General features: G+C 64.1%; 19 protein-coding genes. 8 read left to right on the top strand and 11 right to left on the bottom strand.

The annotated features are described in order from the left end of the window. Positions 1–59: 59 nt before the first annotated feature. Complete coding sequence (locus J2W94_RS13805; RefSeq protein ID WP_310094500.1) at positions 60–926, bottom strand: bile acid:sodium symporter family protein; 867 nt, start codon at positions 924–926, stop codon at positions 60–62. Between the two features lie 55 nt (positions 927–981). Next, a complete protein-coding gene (locus J2W94_RS13800) occupies positions 982–1,404 on the bottom strand; it encodes a hypothetical protein (RefSeq protein ID WP_310094497.1) in 423 nt (140 codons plus the stop codon). 94 nt (positions 1,405–1,498) lie between these two features. Between J2W94_RS13800 and J2W94_RS13795 the strand changes: the two genes are divergently transcribed. Next, a complete protein-coding gene (locus J2W94_RS13795) occupies positions 1,499–2,014 on the top strand; it encodes an acyl-CoA thioesterase (protein ID WP_310094495.1) in 516 nt (171 codons plus the stop codon). A gap of 37 nt (positions 2,015–2,051) precedes the next feature. Here J2W94_RS13795 and J2W94_RS13790 read toward each other — a convergent pair whose 3' ends face one another. Both J2W94_RS13790 and J2W94_RS13785 read right to left on the bottom strand, forming a co-directional pair. Continuing rightward, positions 2,052–2,882: a C40 family peptidase gene (locus J2W94_RS13790; RefSeq protein WP_430540610.1), complete on the bottom strand. Its 831-nt coding sequence runs from the start codon at positions 2,880–2,882 to the stop codon at positions 2,052–2,054. Between the two features lie 108 nt (positions 2,883–2,990). Continuing rightward, positions 2,991–3,572 (bottom strand): C40 family peptidase, encoded by a 582-nt coding sequence (locus J2W94_RS13785; protein WP_310094493.1) that lies wholly within the window; start codon positions 3,570–3,572, stop codon positions 2,991–2,993. Between the two features lie 95 nt (positions 3,573–3,667). On the opposite strand from J2W94_RS13785, the gene J2W94_RS13780 reads away from it, so the two are divergent. Beyond that, the gene (locus tag J2W94_RS13780; protein WP_310094491.1) at positions 3,668–4,147 is read left to right on the top strand and encodes an FKBP-type peptidyl-prolyl cis-trans isomerase; all 480 of its coding nucleotides are present in this window, start codon (positions 3,668–3,670) and stop codon (positions 4,145–4,147) included. A gap of 122 nt (positions 4,148–4,269) precedes the next feature. Then, positions 4,270–5,523: a DUF418 domain-containing protein gene (locus tag J2W94_RS13775; RefSeq protein WP_310094889.1), complete on the top strand. Its 1,254-nt coding sequence runs from the start codon at positions 4,270–4,272 to the stop codon at positions 5,521–5,523. A gap of 102 nt (positions 5,524–5,625) precedes the next feature. Here the strand turns inward: J2W94_RS13775 and J2W94_RS13770 are convergent, their stop codons facing one another. Then, entirely contained in the window at positions 5,626–7,224 is a 1,599-nt protein-coding gene (locus J2W94_RS13770) for a M4 family metallopeptidase (RefSeq protein ID WP_310094887.1), read from the bottom strand. A gap of 349 nt (positions 7,225–7,573) precedes the next feature. On the opposite strand from J2W94_RS13770, the gene J2W94_RS13765 reads away from it, so the two are divergent. Next, positions 7,574–8,824 (top strand): NAD(P)/FAD-dependent oxidoreductase, encoded by a 1,251-nt coding sequence (locus tag J2W94_RS13765; protein ID WP_310094489.1) that lies wholly within the window; start codon positions 7,574–7,576, stop codon positions 8,822–8,824. Next, a complete protein-coding gene (gene gorA / locus J2W94_RS13760) occupies positions 8,821–10,188 on the top strand; it encodes a glutathione-disulfide reductase (RefSeq protein ID WP_310094487.1) in 1,368 nt (455 codons plus the stop codon). Before J2W94_RS13765 ends, gorA begins: the two co-directional genes overlap by 4 nt. Positions 10,189–10,216: 28 nt before the next feature. On the opposite strand, the gene J2W94_RS13755 is transcribed toward gorA, so the two are convergent. The 6 genes from J2W94_RS13755 to J2W94_RS13730 all read right to left on the bottom strand — a co-directional run bounded on the left by J2W94_RS13755 (position 10,217) and on the right by J2W94_RS13730 (position 17,156). Then, positions 10,217–11,377: an iron-containing alcohol dehydrogenase gene (locus tag J2W94_RS13755; protein ID WP_310094485.1), complete on the bottom strand. Its 1,161-nt coding sequence runs from the start codon at positions 11,375–11,377 to the stop codon at positions 10,217–10,219. A 10-nt stretch (positions 11,378–11,387) separates the two neighbouring features. Further along, entirely contained in the window at positions 11,388–12,785 is a 1,398-nt protein-coding gene (locus J2W94_RS13750) for an aldehyde dehydrogenase family protein (RefSeq protein WP_310094483.1), read from the bottom strand. Positions 12,786–12,869: 84 nt separating this feature from the next. Next, positions 12,870–13,298, bottom strand: a complete 429-nt coding sequence (locus J2W94_RS13745) for a hypothetical protein (protein ID WP_310094481.1) — start codon at positions 13,296–13,298, stop codon at positions 12,870–12,872. Positions 13,299–13,395: 97 nt separating this feature from the next. Beyond that, positions 13,396–14,763, bottom strand: coding sequence for a glutamine synthetase family protein (locus tag J2W94_RS13740; protein ID WP_310094479.1), 1,368 nt, complete (start codon positions 14,761–14,763; stop codon positions 13,396–13,398). Positions 14,764–14,825: 62 nt separating this feature from the next. Next, positions 14,826–16,316 carry an amino acid permease gene (locus J2W94_RS13735; RefSeq protein ID WP_310094477.1) on the bottom strand — a complete coding sequence of 497 codons (1,491 nt, stop codon included), beginning with the start codon at positions 16,314–16,316 and terminating at the stop codon, positions 14,826–14,828. Positions 16,317–16,355: 39 nt separating this feature from the next. Then, positions 16,356–17,156 (bottom strand): N-formylglutamate amidohydrolase, encoded by an 801-nt coding sequence (locus J2W94_RS13730; protein ID WP_310094475.1) that lies wholly within the window; start codon positions 17,154–17,156, stop codon positions 16,356–16,358. A 103-nt stretch (positions 17,157–17,259) separates the two neighbouring features. On the opposite strand from J2W94_RS13730, the gene J2W94_RS13725 reads away from it, so the two are divergent. The 3 genes from J2W94_RS13725 to J2W94_RS13715 are packed head-to-tail and all read left to right on the top strand — an operon-like array spanning position 17,260 to position 19,919. Then, entirely contained in the window at positions 17,260–18,174 is a 915-nt protein-coding gene (locus J2W94_RS13725) for a MurR/RpiR family transcriptional regulator (protein ID WP_310094473.1), read from the top strand. 9 nt (positions 18,175–18,183) lie between these two features. Further along, positions 18,184–18,960 carry an N-formylglutamate deformylase gene (hutG, locus tag J2W94_RS13720; RefSeq protein WP_310094471.1) on the top strand — a complete coding sequence of 259 codons (777 nt, stop codon included), beginning with the start codon at positions 18,184–18,186 and terminating at the stop codon, positions 18,958–18,960. Beyond that, positions 18,957–19,919 carry a DMT family transporter gene (locus tag J2W94_RS13715; RefSeq protein WP_310094469.1) on the top strand — a complete coding sequence of 321 codons (963 nt, stop codon included), beginning with the start codon at positions 18,957–18,959 and terminating at the stop codon, positions 19,917–19,919. The genes hutG and J2W94_RS13715 overlap by 4 nt, the downstream gene beginning before the upstream one ends. Positions 19,920–20,276 lie beyond the last annotated feature (357 nt).

Below are 20,276 nucleotides of genomic sequence, written 5' to 3'. Positions count from 1 at the left end.
TCGAGTCGCAAGCATGGCGCGACTAAAACGAAGTCGCAACCCATCGGTCCGGCAGGTCGCTATGCCGGTTCCCGCGCCCGCCGGTTCAGCAGCAACGCGAACACCGCCGCGGTCGCGAACATCAGCAGGCTGTAGACGGCCGCCGGCACCGAAATCCTGGCGTTGCCCAGCACGTTGAGCGCTATGAAGATAGCCAGGGTGCCGTTGTGGATTCCGATCTCCATGGCGATGGCAATCGCCTGACGCTGCGGCAATTTAAGCGCGATGGGCGCTGTGTAGCCCACGCCCATGCTGATCAGGTTGAAGGACAGGCATGCCAGCCCCACCACCGCGAAGAACTCGACCAGGGTGTCGCGTTCCTGCGCCACTGCGACCGCCACCAGCAAGGCCAGCACCAGCACCGACAGCAGCCGCAGGGGTTTCTCCACGCGCGCCGCCAATCGCGGCGCCTGTGCGCGCGCCACCATGTCGATGACCACCGGCAGCACGATGATCGCCGCCACTTCGATCACCTTGCGCACGGGCGGCGGCACGTACTGGCCAGCGCCCAGGAAATATTCCAGCGACAGGTTGAGGATCACCGGCAGGGTCAGCAGGCACAGCAGGCTGTTGATCGCAGTCAGGGTGATATTCAGCGCTACATCGCCGCGCGCCAGGTGACTGTAGATATTCGCGGTGGCGCCGCCCGGCGATGCGGCCAACAGCATCAGCCCCACCGCCAGTTCCGGCGGCAGGCCGAACGCCAGTGTCAGCGCGAAAGCCACCGCCGGCAATATCACTACCTGCAGGATCAGGCCCGTCAGCACCGCCCGCGGATAGCGTGCGACGCGGCGGAAATCGTCCAGGCCCAGCCCCATGCCCAGGCCGAGCATGATCACGCCCAGCGCCAGCGGCAACAGCAGGTTGGTCAGCAATGAAGCCTGCATTACTGCATTCCTGGCGGCGGCTGCGATGCGCTCCGCACCAGCGGCGCGACCCCGATCAAGCCGCCTTCAGCAACGGAGGCATGCGTGGTCTGGCCAGGCGCGCAGCCAACAGCGCCGCCGGGATCGGCAAGAGCAGACCCAACGTGCTCATCCACACGGGATGGTGGGGCATCATGGCGATCATTCCCGCCACACCGCCCATCACTGCCAATGCCACCAGGATCGCCGCCACGCGAGGATGGCTGGCGATTTTCGCGGCGATCCAGCCGCCGGCGAAAGCGCCCAGCGTCCAGGCCGCGACCACCATGGCCAGTGCGGCAGCGGGCGATGCGGCGAGTATCTTCTCCAGGTCGGCAGGTTGCATCGGATCCAGTCCGGCAGGCGGCGGAAAGATCACGTGACTGGCGAACTCGATGCCGGCCACCACCAGCCACATCACCAGCACCCCCGCGATGACGCCCGATACGCTGCGCAGCATTGCCCTTCCCCTTGCCGGCCGTTGTCCGCAGGATGACGCCAAGCCTTGCGCGCCGCAACCGGATAAGCTGCTGCCCGACAGAGGAGATCGATGCATGAGCGGCGAACAACGCGAGCTGACTTTCCGTTTCCTGGCCGAACCCACGGACGTGAACTACGGGGGCAAGGTGCACGGCGGCGTGGTGATGAAGTGGATCGACCAGGTGGGCTACGCGGCTGCGGTGGGCTGGAGCGGCCACTACAGCGTGACTGTGGCGGTGGGCGGCATCCGTTTCGTCGCGCCCATCCGCATCAGCGATCTGGTCACGGTGACGGCGACCTTGGTCTATACCGGCACCAGCAGCATGCATTTCGCCGTCGACGTACGCGCGCGCGATCCCGGACTGGATTCCAGCCAGGCCGAGAACCGCCTGTGCACCCACTGCATCATCGTGTTCGTGGCGTTGGACGGCGTGGAAGGCAAGCCCATGCCGGTGCCGTCATGGACGCCCGAAACCGACGACGACCGCCGCATGTCCGAGTACGCGACCAAGGTGATGGAACTGAGCAAAGGCATCGAGCAGACCATCGCGCACTACCAGCAGCCCACAACGAAGAAGGCCGCGGATTAGGCGGCCTTCGGATCGTGCTGGCGTAGGACAGTGCGGTTCACATCGCCACGCGGCGGGCCTGCATGAACTTCGCGCTCCAGTAACCGGTGATCAGGCTGTCCACGCGCACGTCCTTGCCGGTGCTGGGCGAATGCAGGAAACGGCCTTCGCCGACGTAAATGCCCACATGGCTGACGCGGCCCCTGCGGCCGAAGAACACCAGGTCGCCTTGCTGCAGGTCTTCGCGGTTCTTGATCAGTTCGGCGTCGGACTTGCGGGCCATGTCGCGCGAGACGCGCGGCAGATCGATGCCCAGCGCGGTGCGGAACACATAACCGACCAGCCCGCTGCAGTCGAAACCGCTGTCGGGCGAAGTGCCGCCCCAGCGGTAGGGCGTACCGAGCAGGGTCAACGCGCGCTGGAGTACGGTTTGCACCTTGCCGCCGGAATCCTGTTGCGTGAGCACGCCGGTGCGGCTGAGATCGTAATTGGCCAGCAGGCGGCTTAAGTCGCCGGCGAACATCGCCGAGCGGTCCAGCATCGGCATCGTGTCGCTGGCGGCGAGTCGCGGCAACAGGGCGGTCAGGGTAGCGGCGGCGGCCTGTGCGGCCTTGTCGCGGACGCTGTTAGAAGAGACCTTGTCGGTGGTCGTTACGGCGGTCGAGGCCAGCGCATCGGCCACTACGGCATCCGCGGTAGCGGCTACTAGGGACTGGGAGGACGCCTGCTTGAGCTGGGCAGCCTCGAGCGGGGCTGCGACGGGCGCGTTCTGGGCCTGGGCCGAAATACTGGCCAGGCAAAGCGCGGCGGTGCTGAAGAGAGTAAGGGTCACACCCCGAAGGGGGCGGCGGGCGGCGGGCAGGCCTTTTTGCAGGTCGTCGGTCGTCACGCGGGAATCTGTGGAGTGGATCAGGGACCGATCATGCCGTCATAAGTCCTTCATATGGTTCAAATTTCGTTAGTGTCGCGTGAATACAGCGAGATACCTGTCACATTTTCAATTCAGTACGCGTTTGGCGCCGGAGTAGTGATCGCGCCAGTAAGGACCATCTAGGTAGTCCAGCCGAACCGTGCCGCCGGTGCTGGGGGCATGCACGAAGCGTCCTTCGCCGACGTAAATCCCCACATGGCTCACGCTGCCCTTGCTGCCGAAGAAGACCAGGTCGGCGGCGGCCAGCTTTTCCGGGGCGATGCGCGGCCCCTGAATGCCGGCGAGCTCGCGCGAGGTGCGCGGCAGGCGCAGGTCCAGCATATCTCGGTAGACATAAGCGACCAGACCGCTGCAGTCGAAGCCCGATTGCGGGGTATTTCCGCCGTATGTGTAGGGCGTGCCTACCAGGCCGATGGCCCGCATCAGCACCGCATTGGCGGCATCGGGGTCGGCCGGTATTACCTGCGGCCAATGTCGCTGCGTCGCCCCAGCCGGCCGGGTCGGACGCACTTGCTCCTTGCCGCAGCCGGTCAGCAGCAAGGCGAGGAGCATCAACGCCGCGCAAGGGAAGGCCACGCCGCGACCACCCGCGCTAGGCGCGGCAACTGGCGTGGGACCCGGCAAGCCGGGATAATGCGCGGCCTTCATTGCGGCCAATATTGACCGCAATCCCCCGTGGCCCACAAGCCGCTCCCGTCTGCGATCGCTTAACCAAACGCGATGCAGCCCTGCCAGAGCCGAACATGAAAATCGCAAAAGACAGCGTGGTCCGTTTCCACTACACCGTATCGGAGGTGGGCCAGGAATCGCTGGAAAGTTCCAAAGACCGCGAACCGCTGGCCATCCTGTACGGCCACGGCAACATCATCCCGGGCCTGGAAACGGCCATGCTGGACCGCGAAGCCGGCGCCAGCTTCAGCGTCGACGTACCCGCCGCCGATGCCTACGGCGAAAAGCGCGACGGCCTTAGCCAGCGCGTGCCCAAGAAGCATTTCGGCGCGCAGAAGCTCGAGCCCGGCATGCAGGTGGTGCTGCAGACCAACTTCGGTCCGCGCGCGGTGACCATCCAGAAGGTCGGCATGAGCGTGGTCGACGTCGACCTGAACCATCCGATGGCCGGCAAGGATCTGCATTTCGACGTGGAAATCGTGGAAGTGCGCGAAGCCAGCGCCGAGGAACTGGAACACGGCCACGTGCACGGCGACGGCGGTCACCACCACTGATCCCGGCCGTCGATGCAGGCTCCGGATCGATACGGACGGCTCGCTCAGGCGGGCCGTCTTCGTATCCGGCGTCCTGTAAGCAAGGTCCCGACCCGTATCGCCCAAGGAGCAAGATGAGCACGATGCCGCCCTCGCTGGCTATGAATCCGATTCCTGTCGCCGAGCGCATCCATACCTTGGACGTGGTGCGCGGCTTCGCGCTGCTGGGCATCGTGCTGATGAACATCGAGGCCATGGTCGGCCCGTTGATTTCGGCGACGACCGGTTTGGATCCGGCCTTGACCGGCGCCGACCGCTGGGCCGATGCGCTGATCTATATCTTCGTGCAGGGCAAATTCTTCACCCTGTTTTCGCTGTTGTTCGGCATGGGTTTTGCGGTGATGTCGCAGCGAGCGCAGGCCGCGCACCGTCCGTTCGCGGGTATTTATTGGCGACGCAGCCTGACCCTGCTGGGAATAGGCCTGGTGCACGCGCTGCTGATCTGGTCCGGCGACATCCTGGTGACTTATGCCTTGCTCTCGATGCTGCTGCTGGCGTTCCGCGAGGTTTCCGGGCGTTGGCTGCCGTGGTTGGCCATCGCCTCGTTTCTCGCTCCGCTGGGCCTGATGATGTTGCTGGGTCTGATGGGGTCGCTGATGCAGTCGACGCCCGAGCAGGCGGCGGCCTGGGAGCTGACCATGGGCAAGCAGGACAAAATGATCGCGGCCATGTTGGAAGGGCAGCGCCAGGCGTTCGGCGCCGGCAGCTATCTGCAGGCGACGCTGCAGCGCGCGAAGGATCTCGGCTTTTCGCTGACGAACCTGATGATGATCGGGCCGTTGGTATTCGGCATGTTCCTGCTCGGTTCCTGGTTCGTGAAGACCGGGGCGATCGCGCATCCGGAAAACCATCCTCGACTGTTCCGCAGCATGCGCTGGCTGGCCTTGCCGGTGGGTCTGGCGATGGTACTGACCTCATTCGTCCGGCATCCCACGCAGGATCCCGCCGAAATCAGCCTGACCGCTTCGACCGCGTTCTGCCTGAGCATGGCGGGCAGCGCGCTGATGTGCCTGGGTTATGCCGGGTGGGTGGTACGCGGCATGCAGTCGCCGGCGTGGGCGGCCAAGCTGGCTTGGCTGGCACCGGCCGGCCGCATGGCCCTGACCAATTATCTGATGCAGTCGCTGGTCTGCACGTTGGTCTTTTACGGCTACGGACTGGGTTACTTCGAACAACTGCCGCGGGCCTGGCAGATTCCCTTCGTGTTGGCGTTGTTTTGCGTGCAGGTGTTGCTGAGCCGTTGGTGGTTGCGGCGCTTCCGCTTCGGTCCGATGGAATGGCTGTGGCGTTCGCTGACCTATCTCAAGCCGCAGCCCATGCGACTACGTAGCGCCTGAGCCGTCCGCTGGTATCCCCATCTCGGCCTCCGGTGAACTGAAAAGCGGGGGAAAACACAACGGCCCGAATACGGGCCGTTGTGGGTCTACAGATGGTTCGGATCAGTTGACCGAAACCGCACTCCACGCGCGCGCCACGGCGTTGTACTGCGCCGAGCCGCTGCCGTACAGGTCGGTCGCTGCGTTCAACGTCGCCGTGCGGGCCTGCGGATAGGTCGTGCTGGAGGTCATGTACACGGTCAATGCGCGGTACCAGATCTTCTGGGCGGCGTCGCGGCCGATGCCGGTCACGCCGGTGTCGCCATTGCAGACCAATTGGCTGGGTGTGTAGGCGAAGCCGGCGGGGGAAACCGCACCTTCGGCGAGCAGGTAGTAGAAGTGGTTGCCCGGGCCGGACGAGTAATGCGGATCCACACCGGCGAACCCGGCGGCCGGATAGCAGTTGTAGGATTTGCCCGCATCGGCATCGCCCGGACGGAACATGTAGCGCAACGCTTTTTTGCCGTCGGGATTGCTACGGTAGATCTTCTCGCCAATCAGATAGTCGCCGGGGTCGGCGGCGTTGTTGGCGTAGTACTCCACCATGGTGCCCATGATGTCCGAGGCGGATTCGTTCAGGCCGCCGGCATCGCCCGAGTAGGACAGGCCGGCGGTAGCTTCGGTCACGCCATGGGTCATCTCGTGACCCGCGACATCGAGGGACACGACCGGGTACCAGGTGGAGTTACCCAGACCATAGGCCATGAACTTGTACGGTGCGCCGTACCAAGCCGCATTACCGCCCGACGGGCCGCCTTGCCCGGAGAAAGTCACATTGACGATGCTTTTCACGCCCACGCCATCGTTGTAGATGCCATTGCGGCCGAAATTGTTTTTGTAGAAATCCCAGGTGGCGGCCACACCGAAATGGGCATCGGTAGCCTCGCTGGCCACCAGCGACTCGGTGTTGTTACCCCAGTTGTTGTCGGCGTCGGTCATGACCTTGGCCGTGTTGTAGACGCGATCGATCGTCTTGCCCACGCCGTCGCGGGTGTTGCCGCCGCCGCGGGTGGGGTCGACCAATTGGTAGCCGCCGCTGATCGAGTCGGTGGTGATCGACACGTCGCCCAGGAACAGGGTCTGGCCAACGCCTGTGGCTGCCGCGGTGTGAATGATGTTCCAGGAATCCAGCACTTTGCCGTTGTTGGCGTCGACGAAAGTACGCATGTCGGCTTCGCCCTGGGTGGCGGAGACGCCGCGCACGCGGACTTCATAAGCCAGTACCGGCTTGGCGCCACGCGCGTAGATCACCAGGCCTTGACTGCCGATATCGTTGATCTGGCCCTTGAAGGCGGCGCCGGCTTCGACCACGGCGCGATCGGCATCGATAGCCGGGGTTAGGGCAGGACGGTCTTTGGTCTTCAGGGTCAGGCTGGCCTTCTTGAACTGGCCGTTGCGCGAGTGCACCACCACGTCGCCGCCGATCACCTGCAGGCCGCGGTAACTGCGGTCCATGCGCACGTGCTCGGTGCCATCGCGATCGACGATGATGTCCTTGGTCGTGAAGTTGTCGGCGTCGGCAGTTTGCAGCGCTGCAGCATTGTTCTGCGCCAGACCCTTGGCACGGAGTGCGGCCGGGGACTGGTCGGAGGGTGCGGCGAAGGCCGGCGCGGAAAGCGCCAGCGAAGCTACGATGGCGACGGCAATGACATTTGCATTCAGTTGCATGTAGAGGGACCCCTTGATGGTTGGCGTGGATGTTCCGGATTCGGAACTGGCTGTACCCAGAGTGCGCGATTCAGAGTGCTTGATACCGATAACCGAAAGCCGTCCGGAAGGTTCTGCTTCCCGCGTGATGCGCTTTCGGCCATCGAACTTAGTTAGCAGTTGAAACTATTGTCAACTAACATTTATCGGCGATATTTCCGGTTACGCCGCGTCGATGCGGTTCGACATATTTCCGACAAGCAAGAGCGCAATTTGATCGGCTCTATCGGCGGGACGACGCGCAGGAAGCGGTGTCAAGCGTGTTCGGGATTACACAAGTCGGCCGCTGCCCTAGACTAGGGCGATGAATGCACAACACGATGAAGTACTGATCATCGGCGGCGGCGTGATCGGCCTGGCTACGGCGCTGGCGCTGATCGACGCCGGTCGGGGCGTGCGCGTGCTCGAAGCGGCGACGGTCGGCAGCGGCGCGTCGCACGGCAACTGCGGCACCATCACCCCGAGCCACGCGCCACCGCTGGCGGCCCCCGGCACGATCGCGCTGGGTCTGCGCTGGATGTTCACCCCGGATGCGCCGCTGTACCTGAAACCGCGGCTGGATCCCGGGTTGTGGCGTTGGCTGGCGCATTTCGCCGCCCGCTGCAACCTCAAGGATTGGCGGCAGAGCACGCAATCGCGTTCGGCGATCCTCAACGATTCGCGCAGTCGATTGGCCGAATGGGTGGAGCGCTACGGGCTGCAATGCGAGTTCGCCGAGGAAGGGCTCGATTACGTATTCCGGCAGCAGGCGAACTTCGACCATTACGCGAAAGAGTGCGAATCGCTGCGCGAGTTCGGCGTCGTCAGCGAGATATTCGATGGCGCCGACTATCTGCGCGACGAACCCGCGTTGAAACCCGGGGTAGTCGGTGCGGTTCGATTCCCGGAGGATGCGCGCCTGCGTCCGGATCGCTACGTGGCGGAGCTCGCGAGGGTGGTGCGGGAACGCGGCGGCGCAATCGAGGAAAATTGCTGCGTCGATTCGCTGCAGGACTCCGCCAACGGCGTGATCGTGGGAACCAGTCTGGGTCCGCGCAGCGGCAGCGATGCGGTCATCGCGCTAGGCGCTTGGTCGCCGGCGTTGGCGCGCACGCTGGGAATCGAACTGCCCATCCAGCCGGGCAAGGGATACTCGATCACTTATTCGCGCCCTTCCCTGGTGCCCCGGCGCGCGATGGTGCTGAAGGATCGGCAGGTTTGCGTGACCGTGTGGGAGAGCGGCTTCCGCCTGGGCAGCACCATGGAGTTTTCCGGTTACGACGAGACCTTGAATGCGACACGGCTGGCTGCGCTGGAGCGCGGCGCGGGCGAATACCTGCACGAACCGGTCGGTGCGGTCGTCCATGAGCGCTGGTACGGCTGGCGGCCGATGACCTGGGACGACTTGCCGGTGCTCGGCCGCGTGCCCGGCAAACGCAAGCTCTGGCTGGCGGCCGGGCATGGCATGCTCGGCGTCACCATGAGCGCGGCCAGCGGACAATTGATGGCGGACTTGATCGCCGGGAATACGACCGCGATCGATCCGGCGCCTTATCGCATGGAGCGTTTCCTGTGAGCACTAATTCACCGGCCTACGAATACGATCTGGTGGTGATCGGTGGAGGTTCCGGCGGCCTGGCCGGCGCTTTCCGCGCCGCATCGCATGGGGCGCGCGTCGCGCTGCTGGAACCTGGCGAGTTCGGCGGCACCTGCGTCAATGTGGGATGTGTGCCGAAGAAGGCGATGTGGCTGGCGGCCGAACTGGCGCAGCGCATCGATATGGCCTCACGGCTGGGATTCGGTTTGCCTCCGCCAAAACTCGACTGGCGCGAATTCATCGTCCATCGCCAGCGTTACATCGCCGGCATCCACGACAGCTATCGCAAGCGCTTGGACACGGCCGGGGTCGTGCACTTGCCATGCCGCGGGCATTTCATCGACGCGCATACGGTGGAAACCCACCAGGGTTTGCGCATCACCGCCGCGCATGTACTGATCGCGACCGGCGGCAAGCCGAAGCGTCCCGATATCCCAGGCGCGGAACTGGGGCTGGTCTCCGACGATTTCTTCAATCTCTGCGACGCGCCGGAACGCGTCGCGATAATCGGCGGTGGTTATATCGCCGTCGAACTGGGTGGGGTGCTGCAGGCCTTGGGCAGCAAGGTGGAACTGTTCTTGCGCGGTCCACGCCTGCTCGATTCCTTCGACCACGAGTTGACCGACGAACTGGCGGAGAATCTCAGGCAGCACGGCGTCCATTGCCATTTCGCGCATCCATTGGCCTCATTGCAACAGAGGGGCGAACAGCGGGTGTTGCATGCCCGCAACGGAGAGGCCAGCGAGCCTTTCGACAGCGTGATCTTCGCCACTGGCCGTACGCCCAATAGTCGGCAGCTTCGGTTGGACGATATCGGCGTGGCCATCGATGGCGAAGGTTTCGTGGTGGTCGACGAATTCCAGGACACCAGCGTCGCCAACGTGCATGCGGTGGGCGACGTTTCCAGCCGGCTCGCGCTTACTCCCGTGGCCATCGCCGCCGCGCGTCGCCTGATGGACCGCCTGTTCGGCGGCAAGCCCGATGCCAAGCTCGACTACGACGACATCGCCACGGTGGTCTTCGCGCATCCTCCGTTGGGCATGGTCGGCCTTACCGAAGCCGAGGCGCGCGAACGCCATGGAGATGCGATGGTGAAGACCTACAGCGCCCGCTTCCGCCCGATGCTGCACGCGCTGGCCGATTCGCCGCAACGCAGCCTGGTCAAGCTGGTCTGTGTGGGCGAGGAAGAGCGGGTGGTCGGCATCCATCTGCTGGGCGAAGGCGCGGACGAGATCCTGCAGGGATTCGCGGTGGCCTTGAAGAAGGGCATCACCAAGCGGGACCTGGACGACACCATGGCGATCCACCCGACTTCGGCGGAGGAAGTGGTGTTGATGCGGTGATTGGCGCTTTCCTTCCCGGGAGAAGGAACTACACGCGGCCACTCAACGCCGCATCGAACACCTTGGCCGCCGCCGCGGAGTCGAACTTCACCGGATTCCCTCCCGCCGACGGATCGGCTTCGGCCATCACCGCGATCTCACCGGCGCGATCGCCGTTCACGCCGAATTCCTCCAGCGTATGCGGCACGCCCAGCGACGCGCGCAATTCCAGCACGAAATCCAGAAAGCCGGCGAAATCCTGGCGCGGAAGCCGCAGATACGCTGCCAGCCGCTCGATGCGTTCCTCGATCGCGCTGCGGTTGAAGGCAAGTACGTAGGGCATGAACACCGCATTGGTCATGCCGTGATGGGTGTCGTACAGCGCGCCGACCGGATGCGACAGCGCATGCATGCCGCCGAGCCCTTTCTGGAAGGCGGTGGCTCCCATCGCGGCGGCGGCCATCATGTCGCCGCGCGCCTCGATATCGTCCGGTTGCGCGAAGACGCGCGGCAGCGCCTGTTTGACCAGGCGCATGCCCTCGACCGCGATGCCGTCGGCCATGGGGTGATAGCCGGGCGCGCAATAGGCTTCCAGGCAATGCGATAGCGCATCCATGCCGGTGCCGACGGTGATCTTCGCGGGCATGCCTACGGTCAGCGCCGGATCGCAGATCACCACACGCGGCATCATCTTCGGGTGGAAGATGATTTTCTTGGTATGGGTGCTGTCGTCGGTCAGCACACCCGCGCGACCGACTTCCGAACCGGTGCCGGCGGTGGTGGGCACGGCGATGATGGGGGCGATGCCGTCGGGGTCCGCACGGGTCCACCAGTCGCCGATGTCTTCGTAATCCCAGACCGGGCGCGATTGCCCGCTCATGAAAGCGATCAGCTTGCCGGTGTCCAGACCGCTGCCGCCGCCGAAGGCCACCACGCCGTCGTGACCGCCGTCGCGATACGCCAGCAGGCCGGCGTTGAGATTGGCTTCCACCGGGTTCGGTCTCAGATCGGCGAACAGTTCCGCATCCAGTCCGGCAGCGCGCAACGACGCCAACGCATCCGTGGTGATCGGTGCGTTGGCCAGGCCTGCATCGGTCACCAATAGCGGCTTGCGGATGCCGCTGGCCAGACAGGCTTCGGCCAGTTCGCTGATGCGCCCTGCGCCGAAGCGGATCGAGGTGGGGTAGTTCCAGTTGGCGCGGAGGGTCATTCGAGGCTTCTCATTGGGTGATGTCGTGGCGCAGATGGAAGGATTTGGGCCGGGTAAGGGTTTCATAGCCCACGCGCGACAAAGTGGCGCCGCGTCCGGTGTGCTTGACGCCGGTCCAGGCCAAGGACGGATCCAGATAGTCGCAACGGTTCATGTACACCGTACCGGTAGCGATGTCGCCGCCGATGCGTTCGGCGGCCTCGAGATCGCGCGTCCACACTGAAGCGGTGAGGCCGTACGGGCTGTCGTTCATCAGTTGCAGCGCTTGCGCGTCGCCGTCCACCGGCATGATTCCGACCACCGGGCCGAAACTTTCCTCGCGCATCACCGACATCGAGTGATCGACGTCGACCAGCACCTGCGGGGCCAGGTAGGGCGTGCCGATGGCGTCGGCGCTGAAGGCGGCGCCATCGATCAACGCGCGCGCGCCGCCGGCGATGGCGGCGGCGATTTGTCCGCGCACGAAGTCGGCACTGGCGGCCTTGACCAGCGGGCCGAGCGTGGTCGCCTCGTCCAGAGGGTTGCCCAGCACGTAGCCGCGGGTCAGTTCGGCGAAACGCTCCACGAATTCCGGATACACGCCACGATCGACATAGATGCGTTCGATGCCGCAGCAGCTCTGCCCGGAATTGAAGAAGCTGCCGTCGACCAGGTTCTCTACCGTGAACTCCAGGTCCGCATCGTGGCGCACATAGGCCGGATCCTTGCCGCCCAGTTCCAGGCCGAGCCCGAGGAAGTGGCCGCTGGCGGCGCGTTCCATAGCGCGCCCGCCTTCCACCGAACCGGTGAAGTTGACCTGCTGCACGCGGCCGGAACCGATCACCCGCGCGGACTGCTCGTGATCGAGCAGCAGGTTGCGGAACACGCCCGTGGGCAAGCCGGCCTGCTCGAACGCGCGTTCGAAGCGCTCGCCCACCAGCAGGGTCTGGGTGGCGTGTTTCAGGATCACCGCGTTGCCGGCCATCAATGCGGGGAAGATGGAGTTCACCGCAGTGAGGTAGGGATAGTTCCAGGGCGCGATCACCAACACCGTGCCCAGCGGTTCGCGACGGACGAAGCGGCGGAAGCCTGTTTTTTCGCCGGAGTCGATATCGGCCAGCGCGTCCGCGGCGATGGCGATCATATGGCGGGCGCGTTCCTCCACCCCGCGCAGCTCGCCGGCGCCGTAACGTACGGGGCGGCCCATCTGCCAGGCGATCTCCGGCGCGATCTCGTCGCGCATAGCCAGCAATGCTTCCAGCGCCGCCGTGCAATACCTGGCGCGTTCGGTCAGCGGAGTCTTCTTCCAAACGCGTTGCGCTTGTGCGGCGGCTTCCAGCGCCGCGGCCACGGTCTCGTCGCTGGCGTAGTGGCGTTCGGCGTAGACGCGGCCGTCGACGGGAGAAACCAGCTTTACTTCGTTGCTCATGCGATCCTCAATACGTTTTTAGAACTCTGCTTGCGCAGATGCTATTCATGTTCTTGCCCTACGATCGCTCGCCAGGCCGGGCTGTCATGTCGAACTTATCTCCAGCCAAGCGCCCTGTTCTCGAACGACGTAGCGATTCTTCTCGTCTAGCTCGCCAGGATCGACCAAGACAACAGATCGCTGTCCGGAATTGGATATTTGTACGAAAGAGTAAGGGTTCGCCGTCGCATCATTCGTCAACAGTAGGGATCGGTCGAGCGCTATAGCTAGACGCGAAGCACCTTCAACAATATCGAGGTTTGGCAAAGGCTCGGGCAAGTAGAGGGTGATGAGCTGGGAATACGTATCGGCGGTTGGATTCCCGACAACGCACGTCACCGGCGCGGTCTCGATCTCGTCGATGCCGTGAACGACGCTAACGCTCTCTTCGGCAACGCCGAGCATTGCTGCAATAGCGCGCTGCAGCGTTCTATCGTCCGCCGGCTCATACAAAGAAGCATCAAACCAGATCATCGGGTCTCCAAATCATATTTTGTTAGGGACGACGCAAGCATCGATGAAGCTCTGAGAGGACCCCGTCGCGATCCGCGTCGTTCCTGAGAGGATTGTTTCAATACCTCTCGAACCCGCGCCGCAACTCCCAATCGGTCACCCGGCGGTCGCATTCGGATTGCTCCCATTCGGCCGTGTGCACGTAGTGATCGATCACCTCATCGCCCAGCGCCTTGCGCAACATCTTAGAACCGCGCAGTGCATCGGTGGCGTCGCGCAGGGTTTTGGAGACTTCGGGCAGTTTCTCGCCGCCATAGGCATCGCCGGAGAAGGGCTTGCTCAATTTCAGCTTCTCGTCGACGCCAGCCAATCCGGCCGCGATCAGAGCCGCATAGGCTAGATAGGGATTGAGGTCGGCACCACCGATCCGGCATTCGATGCGTATGCCCTTGCCGCCCTCGCCGCAGAGGCGGAAGCCGGCGGTGCGGTTGTCGACGCTCCACACGGCCTTGGTCGGAGCGAAAGTGCCCGCCTGGAAGCGCTTGTAGGAGTTGATGTACGGCGCCAGGAACCAGGTGATGTCGCGCGCGTACTTGACCTGTCCGGCCACCCAGGCGCGCATCAGGTCCGACATGCCGTATTCGGCCTTGGCGTCCAGGAACAGCGGCTTGCCGGTCTTGGCGCTCCACAACGAGTTGTGGATGTGGCTGCTGGAGCCGGCCAGGTCGTAGCGCCACTTGGCCATGAAAGTGATCGCCTTGCCGTGCTGCATGGCGATCTCCTTGCAGCCGTTCTTCATGATCGCGTGGCGGTCGGCCATTTCCAGCGCTTCGGCGTAGCGCACGTTGATTTCTTCCTGGCCCGGCCCCCATTCGCCCTTGGTGTTCTCCACCGGAATGCCCGCGGCCTGCATGCCCTTGCGCATGGCGCGCATCACCGGCTCTTCGCGGGTGGTTTGCAGGATGTGGTAGTCCTCGATGTAGTAGCCGGCGGTTTTCGGATTGCGGTAGTCGCGGGCGTGGATGTCCACATAGCTTTCGTCGAACAGGTAGAACTCCAGTTCCGAAGCGAACATACCCACGTAGCCGCGCTCGGCCAGCCGCGCGATCTGTTTCTTGAGGATGGCGCGCGGACTGTGCGGCAGGTCGTGGTGCTCATGATCCAGCACGTCGCATAAAACCAGTGCCGTGCCTTCCAGCCAAGGGATGCGGCGCAAGGTTCCCAGATCGGGCTTGAGCGCGAAATCGCCGTAGCCTTTATCCCAGCTTGCCGCGGCGTAGCCGGGCACCGGTTCCATGTCGATATCGTCGGCCAGCAGGTAGTTGCAGCCGTGGGTTTCGTCGTGTGCGCTGTCGATGAAGAACTCGGCCTGGAAGCGCTTGCCGATCAGACGGCCTTGCATGTCGACCATGCAGGCCAGCACGGTATCGATACTGCCGTCGGCGACGGCGCGCTTGAGTTCGGCGAAGCTAAAGGGTGAGGTCATTTCGGTTTCCGTGAGTAGGAAGCATGCGGCGGCGCTTGCGCGCCGCCGCTCTGTCGTGACGGTCAGGCGCCGGCTTTCAGCTTGTGTTCCAGCGCGAATTCCTCTTCCGGCGACAGGATCAGGCGATGGCGTCCGCGTACGGCGAAGTACAGGATGCCGACCACGAACCAGATCGCCACCCACATGACCGCGGTGCTGTAGGCGGGGTCCTTGATCTGATAGAAAAGCGTTACCACCGCGATGATCATGGTCAACGCCGCGCCGAATATGCCGAACGGACTCCGATACGGGCGATGGATGTTGGGCAGCTTTCTGCGCAACACGATGAACGACAGCGCCTGCATGAAGTAGCTGAACATCGCGCCGAATACCGCCATGTTCAGCAGCGTCGCGCCGATGACCTTGCCGCCGTGGTCGGCGCCCAGTCCGAACCACAGTGCGAACATCACCCCGAGCGCGACGATCGAACCGAACACCATCGCCACATGCGGCGTCTTGCGTGTGCCGTGCGTGATCGAAAGCCCAGGTGGGAAATAGCCTGCACGCGCCAGCGAATAGATCTGCCGGCCCTTGGCGAAGATGATGGTGTGGAAGCTGGCTACCAGGCCCAGCACCGCTACGCCCGCCAGCAGCTTGGCGGTGCCTTCGCCGTAGATCGCCTTGAAGCCGTCCAGCAGCGGCTCCCCAGACGTAGCCAGCTTGAAAGAGCCGATGCCGGCCACGGCCGGGTTCAGCCACATGATCATGAATGCCGAAACGATCAGGGTAAGCATGCCCAGAATGATGCCCTTGGGCATGTCGCGTTTCGGGTCCACGGATTCCTCTGCGGCCAGCGGCAATTGCTCGATCGCCAGGAACAACCAGACCGCGAACGGGAGCGTGGCCAGCACGCCTTTCCAGCCGAACGGGAACCAGCTGCCGCCGCCTTCGGCCAGTTCCACCGGTGCGCCATCGGGGCCGGCGCCGATATTCAGGGCCCAGCGATTGAAATCTATGTGCGGCAATGCACTGATCCAGAACACCACTAGGCAACCCAAGGCCAGCAGCGTCACCACCAAAGTGATCCGGAAGGAGAGCTCCACGCCGATGACGTTCAGGCCGACGAACAGGATGTAGAACCCGATCCACCACAAAGGCTGCGCTTCGGCGGGTGTGCCGAAGATTCCTCCCATGTAGCTGCCGATGAAGAACACGATCACCGCCGGAGTCAGCACGTACTCCACGTTTTCAGACAGCCCGGTGAGGAATCCTCCCCATGGGCCCATCGCGGTGCGCGCGAACGAATAGGCCGCGCCGGTATGCGGCAATGCCGGGCTCATTTCGGCAATGGAGAAGGTTAGGCCCAGATACATCACCGCGATGATGATGCCGGCCACCAACATGCTGCCCCAGCCGTTGGCCAGGCCGAAATTCCAGCCGGAGAAGTGGCCCGAGATCACCGCGCCCACGCCCAGCGCCCACAACGACCACACGCCGGCGTAGCGCCGCAATCCGCGTTTCTCGAAATAACTCTGGTCTACCTTGGTGTATTGGACACTCGATGGTTCGGACATTTCCAATCCCCTTGCGGTGGCTACAACGGTGGGTAGTGGTTAACGACGCGCGGCCGCCCCCTCAACGGCGTGGACGTCCTCGAAGGCGCGCAACAGCAGCGGCGCCAGCCGTTCGGCCCAGGACAGTTGCCCCGGGGTGTCGCGGATTAGGTCGTTGCGGATCTCCAGCATCACGCAGGGCAGGCCATGGGCTTCGGCATGCCGCTCCAGCGTGTGGTACACGCCGTCGCGCGGCGCATACGGCTGGTTGTCGCCTACTTCAAGTCCGGCATCCGCGCGCAAGGCGTGCAGCAACGGGTCGGCCATGCGACGGTCGCGGTGCGACAGCACGCCCACCTGCCAGCGGCGCGGCACGCCTTTGAACACAGGGGTGAAAGAGTGGATCGAAATCATCGCCGTGGGTTTGCGCGCGGCGATGCGCGCGGCCACGATGGTTTCTATTTCGCGGTGATAGGGCGCGTAGATCCAGTCGCGCCGGTGCTGGCGCTCGATCGTGTCGATCGAATGGTTGCCGCGGATGACGGTGTCTTCGCTGGTGACGACGATCGAATCGTGCGCGTCGGTATCCCGGTTCACATCCAGCAGCAGGCGCGAGACAGTCGGATGCAGCAGCGGCGCATCCAGCAGCCCGGAGAGTCTTTCGGAAAGGCCCAGCGCGCCGATATCCCAGGCGATGTGACGCTGCAGGTCCGCCGCCGGCAATCCCAGGCCGGCGTAGGTGGGCGGGATATGCGCGCTGGCGTGGTCGCAGGTCAGTACGAACGCGCCGCCGCCGTCGCGATTGCTCACCGCCACCGCGCTGTTTTCCTGGTCCGCTGCGCTGACCGCCGCCATTGCCATGGGTCGTCCGCCGTCATGTAACGGAAAGTACAAAACAGATGAAGATTGCCTTTCCTGAAGAAAGTCTAACAATAGAGGGCAGTTGTCAAGTCGGAGCTGGATCATGCGGACGGTCATGGAAAGATTGCGCGACGGTTTGGCGGGGTTTCCCGCCAGCGAGCGGCGGGTGGCGCAGCGGATCCTGGCCGACTATCCGGTCGCCGGCCTGCAGAGCGCCAGCGACCTGGCGCGCGAAGTCGGCGTCAGCGCGCCCAGCGTCCTGCGCATGGTGGCGCGGATGGGATTCGCCTCGTATCCGGATTTCCAGCGGGTGATGCGCGAAGAACTCACCGCCCAGCTGAGTTCCCCTTTGAGCAAGTCGCCTACCACCGCACGCCGTAGCGGTGGTGCGGCCGCGCCGCGGCTGCAGAAATTCGCGACCGTGCTGGAAGGCAATCTGCACGAGACCTTCAGCCACCTGCCGGCTACCGAGTTCGACCAGGTCGTGCGCCTGCTCGCCGATCGCCGCAATCGTCTGCATCTGATCGGCGGACGTTTCACCGATGCGTTGGCACGCTATCTGTCCGTGCAGTTGCGCATCCTGCGCCCGGGCATCAATCACCTGGAGGACCAGGAGGACAACTGGTACGACCAGGTGTTGGATATGGGCAAGCGCGACGTGCTGCTGGTATTCGACATCCGTCGCTACCAGCCCAGCCTGTTGCGCCTGGCTCAGGCCGCCAGCAAACGTCAGGCCAAGGTAGTGCTGGTCACCGATCAGTGGCTGTCGCCGATCTCGCGCCTGGCCACCCACGTGTTGCCGGCGCGAGTCGCGGTTCCTTCGGTGTGGGATTCCAGCGTGGCGTTGATGGCGATAGCCGAAGCGCTGCTGACCGAAACCACCGAGCAGGAGTGGGAATACGGGCAGAAGCGCATGCGCGAACTGGAATCGGTGCGCGGCACCGCATCCGGGTTCCCTGGTGCGCTGCCAGCGGCCGAAGAGCTGCCGAAGAAAGCCGCGCGAGCGCGCAAAAGCTAAACTGGGCGCATGGAAACCTATACCCTGCACCGCGGCACCGCGCCGCTGCTGATCAGCCTGCCGCACGACGGCACCGCCGTTCCCGACGACATCGCCGCACGCCTGGCCGATTCCGCGCGGCGCGTGCCCGATACCGACTGGCACGTCTCGAAACTCTACGATTTCGCGCGCGAGCTCGGCGCTTCGATGATCGTTCCCCACTATTCGCGCTACGTGATCGACCTCAACCGTCCACCGGACGATGTGTCCCTGTATCCCGGGCAGAACACCACCGGCCTCTGTCCGCACCTGCAGTTCAGCAGCGAACGCGTGTATCGCGACGGCCAGGATCCCGACGAAGCCGAAGTGGCGGAGCGCGTCGAACGCTATTGGCGTCCGTACCATCGTGCGCTGGCGGGCGAACTGCAGCGCATCCATGCGCAGCACGGCCGTGCCGGCTTGTGGGAAGGGCACTCGATCCGCGGCGTGGTGCCGTTCCTGTTCGAAGGCCGATTGCCCGACCTCAACCTGGGAACGGCGGGAGGCACGAGTTGCTCCGCGGCGCTGCAGGCGCGGCTGGAATCGGTATTGGAAGCGCAGGATCGCCACGACTTCGTGGTCAATGGCCGCTTCAAAGGCGGCTATATCACCCGCCAGTACGGCGACCCCGCGCAGAACATCCAGGCGGTGCAACTGGAAATCAGCCAGCGCATCTACATGGACGAAGACAGTTTCGAGTGGGATGCCGGCAAGGCGGCGCGCACGCAGATCGTGCTGCGCGAACTGATCGACCAGATGCTGGCATGAGCGAAACCGCGTCTGTTCCGGACGAAACGCTGCCTGTAGACGTCCGGAACCAACCGCCAACCCGGCCGGGGCATCCGTGGTCGGGGATCGCATTGGCGCTGTTCGGCGCCATCGCTTTTTCCGGCAAGGCCATCATCGTCAAGCTCGGCTATCGTTACGGCGCCGACGCCATCACTCTGCTTGCGCTGCGCATGCTGGTGGCGCTGCCGTTCTTCGCCTTGATGGCAGGGTGGGCTCGCCGCGATTCGCAACGTTTCCGTTTGCGCGGTAGCGACCGCTGGAAGGTCGTTGGACTGGGTTTCAGCGGCTATTACCTGGCCAGTTTCCTGGATTTCGCGGGACTGGAATACATCACCGCGACGCTGGAGCGGTTGATCCTGTATCTCACTCCCACGCTGGTGCTTCTGATCGGCGTGCTGGTGTTCAAGCGCAAACCCGCGGCGCGCCAGCTGTTGGCGCTGGCGATCAGTTACCTCGGTGTGGCGCTGGCTTTCGCGCACGATTTGGAAATCGGCGGCGATGGCATCGCGCTGGGCGGCTTGCTGGTCTTCCTCAGCGCGCTCAGTTATGCGACCTATCTGGTCGGCAGCGGCGAAGTGGTGGCGCGGGTCGGCGCCGTGCGGCTGACAGCCTATGCCAGCGCGGTGGCGGCCGGATTCTGCATCCTGCATTTCCTGCTGATGCGGCCATGGCATTCGCTGTTCGAGCTGCCGTCGGAGATATACACGCTGTCGTTGCTCAACGGCACCCTGTGCACGGTGCTGCCGGTGCTGGCCACGATGATGGCGGTGCAAAGGCTCGGTTCCGCGCTGGCTTCGCAGCTCGGAACGATCGGCCCGATCTCGACCATCGTGTTGAGCCTGTTCCTGCTGGGAGAGCCGATGGGCGTCTGGCAGATCGCCGGCACCGTGCTGGTGCTGATCGGAGTGTTCACGGTGACGCGACCGCGCCAGATATAGAGCTCCGTAGGCAGTCAACGTTGCGCCGTGGCCACGGCAGGCAGTAGGGAATAGCCGTTTTCAAACTTCTAACGAGGCCAGACCACCCTTCTGCTCCAGCCGCGCCGGAGGATTCCGTCCGTGTTCTGGATGCTTGCGCCGTCGCCACGGCGGGCGATGGGGAATAGCCGTTTTCAGACTTCCAGTGAAGCCAAGTCGCCCTTCTGCTCCAGCCGCGCCGGAGGATTCCGCTCGTGTTCTGGATGCCCGCGTCGTCGCCACGGCAGGCAGTAAGAAATAGCCGTTCTCAGACTTCCAGCGAAGCGAGATCGCCCTTCTGTTCCAGCCGCGCCGCAGGATTCCGTCCGTGTTCTGGAT

The sequence above is a fragment of the Pseudoxanthomonas sacheonensis genome, from assembly GCF_031455975.1.
Taxonomy (GTDB): domain Bacteria; phylum Pseudomonadota; class Gammaproteobacteria; order Xanthomonadales; family Xanthomonadaceae; genus Pseudoxanthomonas_A; species Pseudoxanthomonas_A sacheonensis_A.
Note: the sequence above shows the minus strand (reverse complement) of the source record. Positions and strands in the feature narration are given on the sequence as shown.